This window comes from Streptomyces sp. NPDC002088, from assembly GCF_040296605.1.
Lineage (GTDB): Bacteria > Actinomycetota > Actinomycetes > Streptomycetales > Streptomycetaceae > Streptomyces.
Window position 1 is genome coordinate 309,103 of record NZ_JBEOXO010000002.1, and the last position, 17,998, is coordinate 327,100.

15 protein-coding genes and 1 pseudogene are annotated in these 17,998 nt (G+C 66.7%); 6 read left to right on the plus strand and 10 right to left on the minus strand.

The window, feature by feature from the left end; translation table 11 throughout:
• Window positions 1–72: 72 nt before the first annotated feature.
• Both ABT114_RS05110 and ABT114_RS05115 read right to left on the minus strand, forming a co-directional pair.
• The gene (locus tag ABT114_RS05110; RefSeq protein ID WP_351138742.1) at window positions 73–1,719 is read right to left on the minus strand and encodes a polyamine aminopropyltransferase; all 1,647 of its coding nucleotides are present in this window, start codon (window positions 1,717–1,719) and stop codon (window positions 73–75) included.
• Window positions 1,720–1,878: 159 nt separating this feature from the next.
• Window positions 1,879–2,397: a DUF2617 family protein gene (locus ABT114_RS05115; protein WP_351138745.1), complete on the minus strand. Its 519-nt coding sequence runs from the start codon at window positions 2,395–2,397 to the stop codon at window positions 1,879–1,881.
• Window positions 2,398–3,203: 806 nt separating this feature from the next.
• On the opposite strand from ABT114_RS05115, the gene ABT114_RS05120 reads away from it, so the two are divergent.
• The 3 genes from ABT114_RS05120 (at window position 3,204) to ABT114_RS05135 (ending at window position 6,371) form a co-directional block, all read left to right on the plus strand.
• A complete protein-coding gene (locus ABT114_RS05120; protein ID WP_351138747.1) occupies window positions 3,204–4,400 on the plus strand; it encodes a pyridoxal phosphate-dependent aminotransferase in 1,197 nt (398 codons plus the stop codon).
• A 753-nt stretch (window positions 4,401–5,153) separates the two neighbouring features.
• The gene (locus tag ABT114_RS05130; RefSeq protein ID WP_351138751.1) at window positions 5,154–5,897 is read left to right on the plus strand and encodes a helix-turn-helix transcriptional regulator; all 744 of its coding nucleotides are present in this window, start codon (window positions 5,154–5,156) and stop codon (window positions 5,895–5,897) included.
• A gap of 3 nt (window positions 5,898–5,900) precedes the next feature.
• Window positions 5,901–6,371: an NUDIX hydrolase gene (locus tag ABT114_RS05135; protein WP_351138753.1), complete on the plus strand. Its 471-nt coding sequence runs from the start codon at window positions 5,901–5,903 to the stop codon at window positions 6,369–6,371.
• Window positions 6,372–6,471: 100 nt separating this feature from the next.
• Here ABT114_RS05135 and ABT114_RS05140 read toward each other — a convergent pair whose 3' ends face one another.
• The 5 genes from ABT114_RS05140 to ABT114_RS05160 form a co-directional block, all read right to left on the minus strand.
• Window positions 6,472–7,026 (minus strand): hypothetical protein, encoded by a 555-nt coding sequence (locus ABT114_RS05140; protein ID WP_351138755.1) that lies wholly within the window; start codon window positions 7,024–7,026, stop codon window positions 6,472–6,474.
• A gap of 89 nt (window positions 7,027–7,115) precedes the next feature.
• Window positions 7,116–7,292, minus strand: a complete 177-nt coding sequence (locus tag ABT114_RS05145; RefSeq protein WP_351138757.1) for a hypothetical protein — start codon at window positions 7,290–7,292, stop codon at window positions 7,116–7,118.
• Window positions 7,289–7,543: a hypothetical protein gene (locus ABT114_RS05150; protein ID WP_351138759.1), complete on the minus strand. Its 255-nt coding sequence runs from the start codon at window positions 7,541–7,543 to the stop codon at window positions 7,289–7,291. Before ABT114_RS05150 ends, ABT114_RS05145 begins: the two co-directional genes overlap by 4 nt.
• Before the next feature lie 832 nt (window positions 7,544–8,375).
• Window positions 8,376–9,956, minus strand: coding sequence for a phage major capsid protein (locus ABT114_RS05155; RefSeq protein ID WP_351139500.1), 1,581 nt, complete (start codon window positions 9,954–9,956; stop codon window positions 8,376–8,378).
• A 971-nt stretch (window positions 9,957–10,927) separates the two neighbouring features.
• The gene (locus tag ABT114_RS05160; protein WP_351138761.1) at window positions 10,928–12,580 is read right to left on the minus strand and encodes a recombinase family protein; all 1,653 of its coding nucleotides are present in this window, start codon (window positions 12,578–12,580) and stop codon (window positions 10,928–10,930) included.
• 325 nt (window positions 12,581–12,905) lie between these two features.
• On the opposite strand from ABT114_RS05160, the pseudogene ABT114_RS05165 reads away from it, so the two are divergent.
• Window positions 12,906–13,126: pseudogene (locus ABT114_RS05165) on the plus strand (hypothetical protein); the annotation flags it as partial.
• A 27-nt stretch (window positions 13,127–13,153) separates the two neighbouring features.
• On the opposite strand, the gene ABT114_RS05170 reads toward ABT114_RS05165, so the two are convergent.
• Window positions 13,154–13,684 (minus strand): YbjN domain-containing protein, encoded by a 531-nt coding sequence (locus tag ABT114_RS05170; protein ID WP_351138763.1) that lies wholly within the window; start codon window positions 13,682–13,684, stop codon window positions 13,154–13,156.
• A 123-nt stretch (window positions 13,685–13,807) separates the two neighbouring features.
• Between ABT114_RS05170 and ABT114_RS05175 the strand changes: the two genes are divergently transcribed.
• Window positions 13,808–14,251 (plus strand): hypothetical protein, encoded by a 444-nt coding sequence (locus ABT114_RS05175; RefSeq protein WP_351138765.1) that lies wholly within the window; start codon window positions 13,808–13,810, stop codon window positions 14,249–14,251.
• Window positions 14,252–14,294: 43 nt separating this feature from the next.
• Here the strand turns inward: ABT114_RS05175 and clpB are convergent, their stop codons facing one another.
• Window positions 14,295–16,892, minus strand: coding sequence for an ATP-dependent chaperone ClpB (clpB, locus tag ABT114_RS05180; protein ID WP_351139502.1), 2,598 nt, complete (start codon window positions 16,890–16,892; stop codon window positions 14,295–14,297).
• 159 nt (window positions 16,893–17,051) lie between these two features.
• Here clpB and ABT114_RS05185 point away from each other — a divergent pair, with 159 nt between their 5' ends.
• Window positions 17,052–17,465 (plus strand): pyridoxamine 5'-phosphate oxidase family protein, encoded by a 414-nt coding sequence (locus ABT114_RS05185; RefSeq protein ID WP_351138767.1) that lies wholly within the window; start codon window positions 17,052–17,054, stop codon window positions 17,463–17,465.
• 159 nt (window positions 17,466–17,624) lie between these two features.
• On the opposite strand, the gene ABT114_RS05190 is transcribed toward ABT114_RS05185, so the two are convergent.
• Complete coding sequence (locus ABT114_RS05190) at window positions 17,625–17,960, minus strand: hypothetical protein (RefSeq protein ID WP_351138769.1); 336 nt, start codon at window positions 17,958–17,960, stop codon at window positions 17,625–17,627.
• Window positions 17,961–17,998 lie beyond the last annotated feature (38 nt).

Consider the following 17,998-nt stretch of genomic DNA (forward strand, 5'->3'; position numbering starts at 1 on the left):
CCAGGGGGCGCCTTGAATACCTCCCCTCGACTGGAAGTCGCCCCGTCGTTCAGTACCGCGGATGCACCAGATTCAGTACCGCGGATGCACCAACGTCGAAGCCGCCAACCCCCCGATCCGCGTCCGCGCCGCCGCCCGCGCGTCCGCCGCGAGCCCTGCCCGGGTCAGCGTGCGCAGCGGCGGTTCGACACGGCCCGGCGCCAAGCCCAGGGCCGGCCGGGCGTCAGCCGCTGCGAGGACGAAGCCCCAGTCGCGTGGCGCGCGCGTGGTGGAGGCGGACCGGTCGGGGCCCCCGGCGAAGCCGGCGTCGCGGCCGGCCACGCGGTACGGGGCGGTACGCAGACCGGCGGCGCGGACCGTCGCGTCCACCGTCCAGAAGGCGCGCGGGCGGGACGAGACCGGCCCGGCGTGCACCGCCAGACGCCCGCCGTCCGCCAGGACGCGCCGCGTCAGGCCGTAGAACTCCAGCGAGTACAGCTTCGTGCTGGCCGTGATGCCCGGGTCCGGCAGGTCCGAGACGACGACGTCGTACGGCGCGCCTCTCGGTGCCCGGCGCAGCCAGCAGAAGGCGTCGGCCGTCGTCACGTGCACGCGTGGGTCGTCGTACGCATGTCCGTTCAGCGCGGACAGCGCCGGGTCGGTGCGCGCCAACCGCACCACGCCCGGGTCGAGTTCGACGATGTCGACCCGGCGCACGCCCGGATGGCGCAGCACCTCGCGGGCGGCCAGTCCGTCGCCGCCGCCGAGAATGAGCACGCGCGTGTGGGGGCCGTTCATCGCGGGGTGGACCAGGGCCTCGTGGTAGCGCCGCTCGTCGCGGCCGCCGACCCGCAGCCGGCCGTCGAGGAAGAGGCTGAGGGGACGGCCGTGGGTGCCGCCGGTGAGGACCACTTCCTGGACGTCGGTCTGGATCGCCACGCGGACGTCGTCGCCGTACACCTCGTGCCGCGCCGCCCGTTCGAAGTCGTCGACGAGTACGGCGGCCGCGGCGAGGACGCCGAGCACGGTGAGGTTGGCGACGAGCAGCACCCAGCGGGCGCGGCGGCTCAGGTCCCGGCGGAACAGGCCGAGGACGAGGGCGCCGCCGGCGACGACGTTCACCGTGCCGGTGAGCAGGGCGCCGGTCAGCTGGCCCAGGAAGGGCAGCAGGAGGAAGGGGAAGGCGAGGCCGCCGACCAGGGCGCCGACGTAGTCCGCCGCGAACAGGTCGGCGACCGCGCCGCCCGCGTCCTGCCGCCGGATGCGCTGGATCAGCTCCATCAGCAGCGGGACCTCCGCGCCGATCAGCAGGCCGATCGCGAGGGAGAAGACGACCAGCAGGCAGCGCGGGCCGTCTCCCCACATTCCGCCCCAGTCCCCGGTCCAGGCGAACACCGCGTACAGCGCCATCGCGCTGCAGCCGCCGACGAGGGCGAGGACCGCCTCGACCGCGCCGAAGCCGGCGGCCGCGTGCCGGCACAGTCGCTTCGCGGCGAGGGAGCCGAGGCCCATCGCGAAGACCATGACCGACAGCACGACGGAGGCCTGGGTGACCGAGTCGCCGATCAAGTACGAGGCCAGGGCGACGAGTTCGAGTTCGTACACCAGCCCACAGGCGGCGCAGACGAAGACACCCGCGAGGACCAGGAAACGTCCGGTCCCCGGCCGGACCGGCAGCAGCGCGGGGCGGACCCAGGGCTGCGGGGTGCCGGGCGGGGCGGGGGCGTGCGACTCGATCACGACTGCGACGTTACGTCACGACCGTGGCACGCTTCGTCACCCACACGTGTGGAACTGCCCGTGATATGAGCGCCTGATGTTTACCCGACTCGGGCCCCGGACCGACTGAGTTGGCCTGGCGGACCCAGGGAGTCCGCGCCCCGGGCCGATCGAGTCGGTCTAGCGGACTCCGGGAGTCCGCGACCCCACCCGCGTCCGCGTCGCGACCAACTGCCCGTCCTGCGGATACGCGTGCCACGTACGCCAGTGCACATGCCCTTCGTGGCTTTGGGCCAGCATGGCGGTGAAGGCGTGCGGGCTGCCGGGGAAGACGCCCGCAAGGCCGTTCGGATGGTCGGAGACGAGGGCCAGCAGTTCCTGCGCGCGGCCCGCGAACGAGCCCGGTGACAGGACCTCGACCCGCGCGGCGAACTCGTACTCCCAGTCGCCCACCCGCTTGGCCACGCCGAGCGGAAGAGGCGTACTGCTACCGGGAATGCACGCCACCGTTTCCGAACAACAGCCTTGTTCCTGCTCAAGTAGCACCTGGTGGGATGCCCCGAGCAATCTCAACTGGAGTTTCGCACCGCCCAGTTCGAGGTCGAGTGTGGCCAACGCGGGGAGCGGCTCACGCCCCAGGGTCCAGGCGAGGTCTGCCGCGCGCGTGTCGGTGTAAGTGGTCTTGAGGGTCGTGAGCATGGATCGGCTCCGCAAGCACGCAGAAAGGTGGGGGGTTGGTCCGGCGCACCCCGGTCGACTCCGCTCGACTCCGGCCGCCGGCGGGAATTCGGCCCGGTCAGCCCAGTGCGGACAGGTGTTCGCGCAAGTCGTCCAAGGGGCTGCGATGGTGTGGAATGGTGGTTTAGAGGGAATCATGAACTGTGCCGCCGCCACAGCGTTTTTACCCAACTTCGTAGGGTTTCCATCCGCCAGAGGGCTCCAGAGTTCAAATGTTCAACTACGGCGTGCGCCGGTGGCCCCGGGGCGTACGCCCGCGCAGGGCGTGGTCCGGACCAGGTCCGGACCACGCCCTGCGGATGCGGCTCCCCCTGCTGGAGCTCAGCTGCCCCGTGTCAGCTGCCTCCGCCGCATCCGCCCCCGCCCCCGCAGGACGACCCGCCTCCGCAGGACGAGCCGCCCCCGCACGAGTGGCCGCCGGAGTGCCCGCCCGAGGACGAGCCACACGAGGCGCCGGAGTCTCCCCCGCCGGCCCACCAGCTGCCGCTGCTGCCCCTGCGGCCCCTGCTGCCGCTCGTGCTGCGGCGACCCCCGCTGTACGACGTGACGGCGCTGTTCCGACGCGCGGCGGACACGACGGCTCCCACGAATCCCACGAAAACAACCACGACGACCGCCAGGATGATGCCCAGGACCATGGCGTCACCCTCCTTCCGTTTCCCCCGAAGCGGCCCCCCGTGGGCGCCTCGCTCGTTGCGTGAACTGGGGATGCCCGGCCGTCTCACGTGGCAAAGCAGAGTTGAGGAAGTCCAGAGCTTCGGCGCAGGATGACCGGCATGACCTCCAGCGCACGCCCCTTCCTCAACCGCCGGCTCGCCGAGTTCGGGACCACGATCTTCGCCGAGATGTCCGCCCTGGCCGTCAGCACCGGGTCGATCAATCTCGGCCAGGGCTTCCCCGACACGGACGGCCCCGAGGAGATCCGGGAGGCGGCGGTCCGCGCGCTGCGCGCGGGGCACGGCAACCAGTACCCGCCGGGCCCGGGCATCCCCGAGCTGCGCACGGCGATCGCCGCGCACCAGAAGCGCCGCTACGACCTGTCGTACGACCCCGACACCGAGGTGCTGGTCACGGCGGGCGCCACAGAGGCCATCGCCGCCACCCTCCTCGCCCTGCTGGAGCCGGGCGACGAGGTGATCGCCCTCGAGCCGTACTACGACTCCTACGCGGCCTGCATCGCCATGGCGGGCGGCACGCGCGTCCCGGTGACCCTGCGCCCCCATGAGGACAGCTTCCGCCTGGACCTCGACGAACTGCGCGACGCGGTGACGGACCGCACGCGCCTGTTGCTCATCAACACCCCGCACAACCCGACCGGCACCGTGCTCACCCGCGAGGAGCTCACCGCCATCGCCGAGCTGGCCGTCGAGCGCGACCTGCTCGTGGTCACGGACGAGGTGTACGAGCACCTGGTCTTCGACGAGGCCGAACACCTGCCCCTCGCCGCCTTCCCCGGTATGCGGGAGCGGACGGTCACCATCGGCTCGGCGGGCAAGACCTTCTCCTTCACCGGCTGGAAGGTCGGCTGGGTCACGGCGGCCCCCGCGCTCGTCACGGCGGTGCGCTCGGCGAAGCAGTTCCTGACGTACGTGTCGTCCGGCCCGTTCCAGTACGCGGTCGCCGAGGCCCTCTCCCTGCCCGACTCCTACTTCTCCGCCTTCCGTGCGGACATGCTGGCCAAGCGCGACCTGCTGACGACGGGCCTCACGGAGGCGGGCTTCAAGGTCTTCAAGCCGGCCGGCACCTACTTCGTCACCACCGACATCCGCCCCCTCGGTGAGACGGACGGCTTCGCCTTCTGCCGCGTCCTGCCGGAACGGGCCGGCGTCGTGGCCATCCCCAACGCGGTCTTCTACGACCACCGCGAGGCCGGCGCCCCCTTCGTCCGCTTCGCGTTCTGCAAGCGTACAGATAAGTTGCGCGAAGCAATCGACAGGCTGTCTGAGCTACGGAAGTTCGACTAATCCGGGCATACGAAGCCCCGCCCATGCGCCACGGGGGACGTTCGCACGGGCGGGGCTTCTCCGACCCGCCGAAGTGTCGGCGTCAGCGAACCGGGGTCATGTGGCGCTTGTCGTCTGGGTGACCGTGAATCAGGTGGTCATTCATGGCGAACACGACGCTTCGTGCCATGGGCGCGCTCGCTGCCTTCATAGCTGCGGTGAACGCATCCCGAAGGTTGCCGCAGATGGGGCACGTATCCGGGTTAACGAGACCCGGTCGGGGCGTGTACAGGTCAACGAACATCCTTGCCCCCGCACAGCGAACAGTCAGGCAGCGGGCAGGGTGGACGCTTCGCCCCAGGGGGCAGGTACACGACGCCGGAAGCCACGTTGAGCGCCCCTCCGTACTCCGTCCACCAACCGGCCGGAGAAGCCGCGTACGGGCCGGACGGGTCATCTATGAGGCTGACTAGCTCCGGGGCTGTGGTCATCCGTGCCCGTCCGGGTGCCGCGCCATGAGGACATTGCAGTCAGTCACGGTCGTCCAGTCGCCGCCTACCCGCGCACGGTCCCGGACGTTCGCCAACTCCCGGCAACCGGCGCAGCCATCAACCGGCGTCGGTTCCAACGTGGCTTCCCTGACCGGAAGTTGGACCGGCCCGCTGGGGTATCTCCTCGGCTCAGTCATGGCGTGATCGTCGCGCCGGTCGTTGGGACGGTGGAACCTCGTACGTTTCCCACTTCGGGACGTCCCACGGCGGGTAGAACGTCCCTATGACGAACGAGCGCCTACGGGCGACCATGGCGGCAGGGGGGTGGACACATGCAACTCTCGCTACAGCGACGGGAGTTGACCCGAAGAGCGTTGAGCGCTGGGTGAACCTGGGACGTGTCCCCCGGCGGGCTACCGCAATGAAGGCCGCTGAGGCGCTGAGCGAAGACGTTCACGCCCTATGGCCAGCACTGCGACAAGCACGCGCGGCAAGGGCAGTTAGCCCGGAATTGGTCGCGCTCTATGACCAGCGGGCAGACCTCCCCGTTTCCGTGTTCGTTGACCTAATCACCCAGGCCCGGGAGCGGGTAGACATTCTCGTCTATGCCGCCGTGTTCTTGCATGAGGCGTACCCCAGGCTGAACGACCTGTTGCGCGAACGGGCTGAAGACGGCTGTGCCGTTCGTATTGCGCTGGGCGACGCGGATAGCGAAAACGTCCAACTACGTGGCAACGAAGAGAAGTTCGGGCACGGCATTGAATCCCGCTGCCGACTCGCGCTCATGCACTACCGGCCGTTGCTGGGGGTACCGGGTATCGAGCTACGGACGCACGGAACGACGCTGTACAACAGTCTGTATCGCGCTGATGATCAGGTGTTGGTGAATTCGCACGTGTGGGGTGTGAACGCTTACGGCGCCCCGGTATGGCACCTTCGACGGAATGCTGACGGCGGGATATTCGACACGTACACCGAGAGTTTCAACGCGGTATGGGGAACGGCGACGACAGTCAAGGAAGGCTAGGAAGTGGCACGCACGGAGTATTACGACGACGCCAACGCTCCCGAACCAAACAGTCTCGTCGTCGCTGCCTCAGCGGTCGTGACCGACGACAAGGGGCGCATCCTTCTTCAGCGCCGGAAAGACAACGACCTATGGGCATTGCCCGGCGGCGGCATGGATATGACCGACTCGCTACCCGGAACGGCCGTGCGGGAGGTCAAGGAAGAAACCGGATATGACGTCGAGATCACGGGGCTTGTCGGCACGTACACGGACCCGCGCCACATCATCGAATACAGCGACGGGGAAGTACGGCGACAGTTCAACGTGTGCTTCAGGGCGCGCATTGTGGGCGGGTCGCTCGCTGTGTCGGATGAGTCGACGGAAGTGCGCTTCGTAGACCCTGCCGATATTGACGCGCTGCCAATGCACCACACCCAGCGGCTACGGCTTCAGCACTTCCTAGATAACCGGCCGACTCCGCATTTGGGATAAAGAGCCTTTACGCACAGAAAGCCCGCATACACTCTGACGACATCGCCAGGCGTATGCGGGCTTTCATAATGAGGCTGTGCGTTTGTCATCTCCAGAACCACTAACGCGCGGTTCCGTCATCTTCAAGTGCGGCAAAGGCGTCAATGGCGAAGGCATCCAAAAGTTCGCCGATGACCATGCCCATACGAAGAAAATCTGACGAACTAATTTCGAATGCTCGTGTTGCTGTGGTGAAGGCTTCCGTGTCGTCTTCCGGGGTCGTGGAAAGATGGCGCGAGCGAGAGCGAAGCATGGCTATTTGCCCCGTCATTCCCAAAGCTTGATCGCGAAGCTCGGCACCTGAACGAATGACAGCCTCCGGGCCGAGCAAACTCATTTCGAGCCAGTACTCGTTTATCCGGCCCCTTAGAGATACTTCCTGCTCTCGCGTTAGGCTCTCGTGAGCAGTCATCAAGGCAAGGTCGCGTAGTTCTGTCGCTATTTCCATGAAAGCTTTATAGGTTTCATGTCTTGGCTGACGTCTATCCTTGCGAAATTCGGACCTAGCAGCAATGCGCACCCCTTCGCGTTGAGCCCAACCTGTGGCTAGAGCAGCACCAATAGTTGCCGCTGCGCCTGCAAGCGTTCCAAGTAGTGTCGCTAGTACGGCGTTCACTGCACCAGTTTGGCGCTACGGGGTATCGCTCGTCTAGCCGCACTGTGTTCTCCGCCTTCCCAGGGCTCGCAGGACTTCAAGAAGGGCGACTAGAACACGTCCGGCGCGCTCACGGACTTGAAGACATCGGCACCGTTCGCGACCCTTCTTTCATCACGCGCGAACGCCAGACGGAACGTTGGGAAAAGTGGGTGCACCTCAGCCTCAGCGTGGGACAACGAAGCGCGCACGATCCGGTTAGCAAGCTCCGCCGTGGCCTCGCTCATATCCGCTGCCCCTTGTCGTCTGTGTTCTTGAGCAGCGATGCAATGAGCGCGTCAAGGTCGTCGCCCCCGTCGCTGTCGGCAGGCTTCGCGGGGTACCCCAGGGCGCTGAACCACTGTCCGACGAAGCGCGCAAGCGGGTGTGCAACGTCGGCTTCTCCGCGCCGTCCGGGAACAACAAGCCCGTCCGAAGTGATGCGCGCGATGGCGGCACGGTAAAGCTCCCTGAGCGCTTCCCGGTCGTCATCCGGCATCGGGGCATCCCCAACGACAGAACGGGCGAGAGACGGACGCTCAGCCCCCTTCCGCTGCCGATAAGCCTTATCGCGACACGGCTTGCCGCAGTACTCGCCGTGCGTCTTCAACGGCTCAAACGACGTGCCACAAACCGAACAGTTTTTGATCACCAGAAATCTTCCTTCCGTCGCCCCGAGCAAGGGGCCGCGCGACGCGTGTGTTTTCCGAGCTGTGACCGGGATCGCTGAGCGGCTTTCGGCTGAACTTTTGGACCGGTACCCGCACCCGTGAAGTCGTGAGCAAAGCGGCATGACGCATCGGAAGTGCATCTACCTGCATAGATGGTCCACGCCGGCGAATACCTGACCGATCGCCAGTTCGCGGGTGGGAAGGTGAACGCGACACCCGCGCCTACTCACTGACTACAGCCCTTGCACACAATTCGCTGGACGCCCCGCGCTGTACGTTCCGTGCTTTTGCGCTCATGCCCGTAGTCCACGCGCTCGCATTTCGTGCAGTACCAAGGGACAACGCGCGGCAGTCCGTCAGCACGCTTCACGCGTCCATCTGCAAGCAGCCATGAGGGGCGCATGTGACTAGGCCATTCGTCCAGCCCGACACCCACCCCCGGGATATTGCTTATGGGGGACCACTCCAGCACCCCTCTAGGGGTTTGGTGCCCCCTATCCACCTCGCGTGCCCATTGCTGGGCAACGAGGTATACCGCAATGTCAGCGGGAACGCGCACCCGAACGCCGGAAGGGACCGGCTTCCCGTCAATGAGAAGACCGGTCCCTATCTCGACAAGCCTAGGTGGCGCGCTGTCCGTGAACAGTTCGCCCAGCGCCATTACGCGGCAATGGTCATCTTGACGACGGCGGCAGCGTTCGGAACGGCGATAGCGGCGCGCATGATCGCACGGGCACCAATACCGTCCTTGAAGAAACCGGCGTCCGAGGAAGTCTCAAACGTGGCGTCCTTCCGGATGACCGCGTAAATCTCCGACGCGTCGTAGACAAGAATCGTGTTGGCGTCGACGTAAGGCGACACCTTCACGGGCACGCCCAGGATGCTGCGGGAAACGCCGTCGGTACCAGAACCGGCACCCGCGCTCAGGAGCTGCCGCCCGGTTGAATCCTTCAAGCCGAGAAGCTGCGCCCAACGGGTCGGGTTCATGACGACGACGCCCGGAGTAGCCGACACGTCCTCAAGCATTCCGAAAGCCTCAGCGAACGGAGCAAGGTCCGTCGGATCACCAGTCACGGCGAGAGTCTGAATACCGGCCGTGTTGGCGATACCGGCGAACTTGTCAGCACCCGCAGTGCCGATAAGAGCCTGCTTATCGAAGCCCAGCGCCAGAGTGCGGAGCATGCTCCGGGAAATGGCGTTCAGTGACACGCCGTCGGAGTCGTTGACGAACTCACTCGACAGCATCTCAGCCGTGGCAATCTTCATGGGCTTCACAGTCAGAAGCCCCGCAGCAAAACCGCCCGTCGGCAGGTCGGCAAGCTCACCGATGAACGCCGGAGTGAAGTCGGAAGTAACCACAGGGGTCTTCCACTCAGAAGCGTTCGTTGCAACCCGGTTCACGCCACTGGAAAGAACAACGGAGCTGGGCGCCATGAGGTCAACGAAAGTCTTCGAGAACTCAGACGGAGTGAAAGCCCCAGCGGTGCCCGTGGAAGTCAGGTTCCGAGACTCGGCAAGCTTGGCATACAGGAGATCACCGGCGGACGCCTTACGGCCAATAGCGCGCGCCTCAGCGGCGGACTTCATGGCAGAAAGCGAAGCGGTCCGCTCACCGTTCAGCGCGTCCAGCTCCGCACGCTTCTCGTCCAGCTCCGCCCCGCGCTTCTCGCCGGTCGCCTCAGCCGAGCGAATGTCGGCAGAAAGCTTCTCGGCGCGCTGAGTGTCGGCGTAAGCCTTACGGGCAGCGTCAACGTCAACCTTGCTCATGTTTCCTCTTTCGATTGCGCGAGCGCTTACGGTCGCGTCGGGATAAGCGGGAGTGTGAACGGGGCCAAGCTCAATGACCCGCATAGCGGTGACCGTGCGGTGTGGGATTTCTCCGATGTAATCCCACTGGTCTTCGTCGCAAATGAACGTGAACGAAGAACCGAACACGTCACCGCGCTTCACAAGCTCATGGACGCTGCGGCCTAGCTCCGTATCGGGAAGCGCAACGTCATAGCGAATGCCGGTCGAGTCCACGGCCAGCGTGAGTGTGCCGGAACGCGTGCGACCCAGAATGCTGTCCGGGTTGTGATTCCACGTCGCTAGCACGTCGTCACCCGCGTTGGTCCAAGCGTCGGGTGCTATGGATTCGGTGAATGTGCCGATCCGTGTGGGCGAGTTGAATACGACGGCATAGCCGCTCAGCTTCCGTGTGCCGTCAGCGTTTAGGGGCTGTGGCGCTGCCCGGGTTTCCATGTCAGTCAAGCTGATTCCTTTCCTTGCGCTAGGCAATAACACGCTGAATCGTCGTCTGTACGATCGTCAGCGGAGCCGTGCGACGCTTCCCATTCACGAAGGTCTGAAGGTGAGTTGCCCGACGCTCCGCCATGGCTTCAAGCGCTTCGCGCGGATACCGCATGCGTGCCTTAAAGAACTCGCGCTCTACACGGTCCGGCCCAGCGCCGTCACGGTGAAGTCGGTCATAGGTCCGATGACAGCGGGCACACATGGGCCGGTAATGCGCCGTGTCTGTCGAATAGCGGCGGCGCTTGTCTGTCTGCTCATTCGGGTCAGCGTGGTCGTATGCCCAATGGGCGGCGTCGCCCCAGCACCAAACGCACTGATGAAGGATTGCCGGACCACGTTCAGCGCGAACGGCGTTATGAGCGTTCTTGTACGCGTCCATGAGAGAAGTCCTAGGGTGTGGTGGAAATGTAAAAAGCCCCCTCCCAGGGAGCGACCGCACGCGCCACCACACGCGTAACGGAAGCTCAACCCGGAAGGGGGCTAAGTGTGTGCATTGACCTGAGCATCAAGGCCACCGGCACACGGCGGGTTCATGGGGCGGGTGATTGTGGTGGACCCGCAGCAGGCGCGAACGCCCTTCTACCTATATGAAGGGAGTCGGTGACCCGGGCGCGATACAGAGCGAAAAGGTCGTCGGTGACGTTGTGATGAAATGACGTCGAGTCCGGATTGCACTAAGAGCTTCTATATACGTTCTGGATTTCAAGTCATTTCGTCACTGCGTCACAACCCCCAGGTCAGAAGCCTGCCGCCTGCCCGCTGTGGTGACGCTGGGCCGGAGCCCCTGAGCACCCGTCTCCGCCCCGCTGAGCGCTCCACCGTCGCCGGGTAGCCCCGTGGCCCCTTGCAGCGCCGTACGCGGGCATAACGGAGCCCCCGACCCTTCCCGCTGTGGGATTGGCCGGGGGCACCCTTGCCGACTATCGGGCTGCGCTGTTGAGCACCCGATGCGTGCCGATCCCTTCGCCGTTATGCCGACTTTCGGGGAGGTCTACTACCCGGGTGAACCCTGCCCAGGCATAGTGGAACCGCTCCGGCGTGACCGGCGTACGCCCCGCCCCGAACTTCTTCCGAACACACACGCCGTCGAGAGCCAGGGAGAGCAGCCCGCGTTGTTCTTCGACCGTTGCCGAGTTCCACGCTGCTTCGATCAACTCGGCGTCGAAAAGAAACCCGATATTCAATGTGGGTTCAGGCATAGCGCTTAGCGCCTTCTCAGCGAGTCTCACACTCTCTTCAGCTTCGGCCAGTAGGCCGGGAAAATACTCTGCCGCTGGGCCGCTGAACTCGCCGCGCTTATAGCGCGCGTCCAAGAGATCCTGCAACGCTGCCTTGGCATCCGCGACGCGGTCCGTCAGCTCCCTGCGCTCGTGCACAGAATCCGGCCGATGAGTAGCAAGCCAGCGAGAGGCGACGGCCAAGACAAGACCGTCATCAGGCTCACCCGCTGTCAGCCGCTGAGAGAACACGGCGAACACGAAGGCGTGTGCGTACTTCGCCATGACCGACGCCGGGCTGTCGCAAGGACGCCCGCCGTTCGTCTTGTGCGGGCAGCTGTACGACGTGCCGCGCCGAACCATCTTGCGTCCGCACCCGGCGCAGTGCAGCAGTCCGGACAGCAGGTGTCGGGGCACACTGCGCACGCCACGACGCGCCGGGCTGCTGTTCTCACCCATGATCTTCGTGCGGGCCTTCACGGCCTTGCGTGCGCGCATCTGTGCTGCCTCGCTGACAAGCGCCTCACCGACGCTGACACGCCGCCCCTCGGCGTCACGGTGAATCGGGTCCTCGCGCTCGAACCATTTCGACGACGGCTGTAGCCCGATGTAGGCGGGATTCTTTGCCACGCGGTAGATGTACTGCGGAGACCAGTTGCCGCCGCTCGGGCACGGTATGCCGTCGTCGGTAAGCCGCGCTGCGATCGTCGGGGCCGTCGAGCCGTCACCGAGTTGGGCCACGATGCGCCGGATCACGTCGGCCTTGGTCGGGCCGTCCGGCTGTCCGGGAATGGCCGCCCCATCGTCAGCGAAGAGCTTGCGCCCCTTGGTCTTCACGAGGCCATACGGAACACGGGGCGCGAGCCAGTACCCCTGATCCTTCGAGTAGCGCCACGAGTCGGCTACGCGGTCCGCCAGTTGGTCGCTGAACTCCTTCGCGTCCTCAGCACGCCACATGATCATGCGTCGGTCTTTCGGCTCGCTGGTGTCGAGGTTGTCCGCACCGAAGAAGATCCGTCGGCCTTCAAGCCGTTCCATGATGGTCAGAACGGCCAGCGCACCACGACGGCTGAAGCGGTCGAGCTTGTACGACCAGAGGCAGCGGGTCTCTCCGGTCTCCAACCCGTTGAGCCCAGCGTCATAGCCCGGCCGCTTGACGTCCTTCGAGCCGCTGATGCCGTTGTCCACCCACACGTGGCGCGGCGTGTAGCCGTTCCACTTGGCCCAGCGAATCCCGTCCTCGATCTGCTGCCCGACGCTGAGTTCGGTGTTCCGCTGCCCCTTCCGGGACACGGACTTCCGGGCGTAGATGTCGAGATCGCCACTCGGGTCAATCGTCCTGTACGGCGTCGTCATCGGCCTGAACGTGGGAACGCTCACGGTCGGTCTCCCCTTGCATCCCGGTGAAGACCCGACCGACACGACGGGCAGTCGCGCCGGGAGCGTGTGCTTACGGGTCTGCTCGCCAGGAAGGGAGTGGGTGACCCGCCATGCTCACGTCTTCACCGGGTGCAAGCAGACGGGGGTGCTGGAGGAGGCGGTGCGGCGTCTGAAGGCCCTGTCGGCCTGACGTCACGCCGCCACCAGATCTGGCGCGAGCGGCGGCACCTCCGCCGGGTTACCCACAGGCTGTGGACGGGCGCGGCGCTCGCCCCGCTCGGCTGGAGCGCGTACATCCTGTGTACTGCTGCTGATCGCCCTCGGCGGCTCGGGCTTCTTCGAGTGCAAGCCGCGCTTCCTGCTGCCCGCCTTCCCGCTGCTGCTGCCGCCGGCCTGGCGCGGGCGCTGGTGCGCACGGCGAGAGCCCGGCCCTGGCACGCGACCGTGGTGGTCGGCGCCCTGGCCGGGCTCTCGTTCGCTTACGGCGCGTACCTGGTAGTGCTCGCGCACACGCCGCTGTAGGACTCGTTGCGAGAACTTGAGGGCGGACTACTCCTCGCCGTCCTCGGGGTCCTCCGTGTCGTTGACCTCCTGCTCGAGGCCGAACTGCTCGACGAGCCACTTGTCGAACTCGATGGCGGCCCGCACCCAGCTCACCGTCGACGACACGAAGTGCTCGAGGGCGACTCCGGTGCCGATCAGCATCTGTGCCTCGCCGATGAGGCGGACGGTGCCGTCGTCGTGGGTGTGGGTGTAGACCTTGGGCCACAGCGTGCGGCGGTTCCAGTCGTCGATGGACTCCAGCAGCTGGGGCTTCTCGTCGATCTTGTGGGGCCGGTCGTAGAAGGTCCGTACCGAGAAGACCTGCTGGTCGGCCTCGCCGCGGAACATGAAGTACGTGCGGAACTGTTCCCAGGGCGCCGCGAGGTCGCCCTCCTCGTCCACGACGTACTTCAGCTCCATCTGGTCGAGGAGCTGCTTCACGAGGTCCTGATCCGGGACGACGGGGCCCGCCGGTCCTTGCGGCTGCGGCTCGGGCTGGCCCCCGAAGTTCGGAATCGAGGACGGGTCGATGGTCACCGTGATTTTCCCTTCGTACGGATCCTGCCATCCTCCCCCATGCGGGGCGGGGAGTGGCAACCCCAGGAGGGGTCTGTCGCGCGGGGCTGCCATGATCTGGTCACCGATGACAGGGGGGCGCGGGTGCGCAAGCTGTTGTGGGGGCTGTGTCTGGTCTTCTCGGTCGTGGCCGTGGGGTGGTTCGTGTGGGGGCTGGTCACCTTCGCGTCGAGCGACGACCCCTTCAACACCGTCAGCGAGGTCGACTGCGGCGAGGCCATGCGGTTCGCGGGCGCCTCGATGCCCGAGGGCGCCACTGAGGAGGACTGCACCTCGTACAGCTGGATGGACCAGTCGTACGACGGCTCGTTCCGTATGCCGCGGTCCGCGGTGCGGGGGTGGCTGGCCACGTCGTTCCCCGGCGCCCAGCGCGCGGCGTCGTGCGACGGGGACGTGTGCGCGATCGTCCGCAACGACCCGGACGACGAGAACACGACCGGCGCGTACGACGTGGACGTCAGCGTGCGCTACGAGGGCGGGTCCGCAGGGGACACCGCCCTCGTCACGTTCGACGCCTCCACGTACTGACCGCTACAGCGTCTCGCTGACCGCGACAGCTTCCTGCTGACCGCTACAGCTTCTTGCCGGTCGCCGGCCCCACGAGCAGTCCGTCGCCGAACGCGTCCACGCGGACCGTGTCGCCGTCCTTGACCTCGCCGGAGAGGATCTCCTTGGCGAGGCGGTCGCCGATGGCGGTCTGGACGAGGCGGCGCAGCGGGCGGGCGCCGTAGGCCGGGTCGTTGCCCTCGTCGGCGAGCCAGGCCAGGGCCGCGTCGGTGACCTCCAGGGTGAGGCGGCGTTCGGCCAGCCGCTTGGCGAGGCGGTCGATCTGCAGGCGGGCGATCCGGCTCAGCTCCTCCTTCGACAGGGCCGAGAAGACGACCAGGTCGTCGAGCCGGTTGAGGAACTCCGGCTTGAAGGACACCCGGACCACCTCCAGCACCTGCTCCTTCTTCTCCTCTTCACTGGTGATCGGGTCGACCAGGAACTGGCTGCCCAGGTTCGACGTCAGCACCAGGATGGTGTTGCGGAAGTCGACCGTGCGGCCCTGGCCATCGGTCAGGCGGCCGTCGTCCAGCACCTGGAGGAGGATGTCGAAGACCTCGGGGTGCGCCTTCTCCACCTCGTCGAGGAGTACGACGCTGTACGGGCGGCGGCGGACCGCCTCCGTGAGCTGGCCGCCCTCCTCGTAGCCGACGTAGCCGGGCGGGGCGCCGACCAGGCGGGCCACGCTGTGCTTCTCGCCGTACTCCGACATGTCGATGCGGATCATGGCCCGCTCGTCGTCGAAGAGGAAGTCCGCGAGGGCCTTGGCCAGTTCGGTCTTGCCGACGCCGGTCGGACCGAGGAAGAGGAAGGAACCGGTGGGCCGGTCCGGGTCGGAGATACCGGCACGGCTGCGCCGTACCGCGTCCGACACGGCCCGTACGGCCTCGGACTGCCCGATGAGCCGCTTGCCGAGCTCGTCCTCCATGCGCAGCAGCTTCTGCGTCTCGCCCTCCAGCAGGCGGCCCGCCGGAATCCCGGTCCAGGAGGCGACGACGTCCGCGATGTCGTCGGAGCCGACCTCCTCCTTCACCATGGTGTCCCTGGCGACCTCCTCCTCGGCCTCGGACGCGGCCTCCAGGTCGCGCTCCAGGGTCGGGATCTCGCCGTACAGCAGCTTGGACGCGGTGTCGAAGTCGCCGTCGCGCTGGGCGCGTTCGGCCTGTCCGCGCAGGTCGTCGAGCTTCTCCTTCAGCTCACCGACCCGGTTGAGGGACTGCTTCTCCTTCTCCCAGCGGGCGGTGAGACCGCGCAGCTCCTCCTCCTTGTCGGCGAGGTCGCGGCGCAGCTTCTCCAGGCGCTCCCGGCTCGCGGCGTCGGTCTCCTTGCCGATCGCCAGCTCCTCCATCTTCAGCCGGTCGACGGCACGCTGGAGCTCGTCGATCTCGACGGGCGAGGAGTCGATCTCCATGCGCAGCCGCGAGGCCGCCTCGTCTACGAGGTCGATGGCCTTGTCAGGCAGGAAACGGGAGGTGATGTACCGGTCGGAGAGGGTGGCCGCCGCGACCAGCGCGCTGTCGGCGATCTGGACCTTGTGGTGGGCCTCGTAGCGCCCCTTGAGCCCGCGCAGGATGGCGACGGTGTCCTCGACGGTCGGCTCGGCGACCAGCACCTGCTGGAAGCGCCGCTCCAGGGCCGGATCCTTCTCGATCCGCTCCCGGTACTCGTCGAGGGTGGTGGCGCCCACCATGCGCAGCTCACCGCGCGCGAGCATGGGCTTCAGCATGTTGCCCGCGTCCATGGCGGAGTCCCCGCCGGCGCCGGCCCCGACGACGGTGTGCAGCTCGTCGATGAAGGTGATGATCTGCCCGTCGGAGTCCTTGATCTCGGCCAGGACGGTCTTCAGCCGTTCCTCGAACTCGCCCCGGTACTTCGCCCCGGCCACCATGGCGCCGAGGTCGAGGGCGACGAGCCGCTTGTTCTTGAGGGACTCGGGCACGTCCCCCTTCACGATCCGCTGCGCCAGCCCCTCCACGACGGCGGTCTTGCCGACGCCGGGCTCACCGATGAGGACGGGGTTGTTCTTGGTGCGGCGGGACAGCACCTGCACCACCCGCCGGATCTCCTGGTCCCGCCCGATGACGGGGTCCAGCTTGCCCTCCCGCGCGGCGGCGGTGAAGTCGGTGCCGAACTTCTCGAGTGCCTTGTACTGCCCCTCGGGATCCGCGGTCGTCACGCGGCGCCCTCCCCTCGCGTTCTGGAAGGCCTCCTGCAGCTTCTTGGCCCCGGCCCCCTGCTGGGAGAGTACGTCGCCGGCCGCGCCGCCCTTCGCGGCGATGCCGATCAGCAGGTGCTCGGTGGAGAGGTAGTCGTCGCCGAGCTCCTTGGCGCGCTGCTGGGCGTCGGCGATCACGGCGAGCAGCTCGCGGTTGGGCTGCGGGGGCGCGACGGTGGACCCGGTCACGCTGGGCAGCCCGCCGAGCACGCGCTCGGCTCCGGTGCGTACGGCCGCCTGGTCTGCGTCGACGGCGGCCAGCAGGTCGATGATGTTCTCGTTGTCCTGCCCCTGGAGCAGAGCGAGGAGCAGGTGGGCAGGGGTGAGGTCCGGATGCCCCTCCGACACGGCGCGGCTGCCGGCCGCGTTGATCGCGTCCCGGCTCCTGTTGGTCAGCTCGGCGTCCACGTTCGCGTTCTCCTCCTGGCGTCGGCTTTCTGCCACGTCTCCCAGTACTGATCCCTCAGTGCTGATCCCTCAGTACTGACTCAATGAACCTACACAAAGTTGAGTCTATTCCACTCAAGTAGGTGTCCGGGAGGCCGTCGAGCGACTAAGTTTCCGGACATGGCCGCATACCCGCAGGACCCGGGCATCCCCGACCCGTCGTATCTCGCCTTCTGGCGGGAAAGACACCTGTGCACCCTGACGACACCACGCCCGGACGGCAGCCCGCACGTCGTGCCCGTCGGGGTGACATACGACCCCGAGGCGCGACTGGCTCGGGTGATCACGAACAAAGCGAGCGCGAAGGCGGGAAACGTCATGGCCGCCGGCCCGGACGGGGCTCCCGTCGCCGTGTGCCAGGTCGACGGCCGCCGCTGGGCGACGCTGGAGGGCCGGGCCTACGTCCGCACCGAACCGGACCGGATCGCGGAGGCGGAGCGGCGCTACGCCGAACGCTACGAACGCGTGCCCGCGCCGAACCCCTCCCGCGTCGTGATCGAGATCGAGCTGACACGGGCGATGGGGCGGGGCTGAGTGGACAGCGGGTTACGAGTGACGGTTTCCAGTCACCCCGAAGCGAACCGATACCCCGAAATATCCCGTAAAACTGCAGCGGCGTCACCGTGTTCAGGTCACGGTGACGCCGCTGCGGGGGGAAGCACCTGCGCGATCTGTTACGACGGGGGAATCGCGTCAGGCACTGCGGGGGGTGGCAGAGATGGCCCTGATGTCGGGAACATCCGGCTCCGCAAGCCGGTGGTCCCGCTGGTCCAGGTTCACAAAGATCATTCCGTACCGGATGGCACACCGCACAGGCTGCGGCGCCCCCCGAGGCCGCCGCAGGCACCGGTACGCCCGTACGTCCTCCTCGTCGTCCCGCGTGACGACGACCGGCTCACCGAAGACGGTCACCATCAGCGAGTCACCACTGTGGGGGATGGCGGTGACCAGGTCGATGAAGTGCCAGCCGGAGCGGTAGGCCGTGGCCATTTCGCGGCGGAAGGAGCGGTCGTCGGGAGGGGTGGTCATCGTGATCAGTCCCAGGAAGTGTCGTTGGCGTGGTCCAC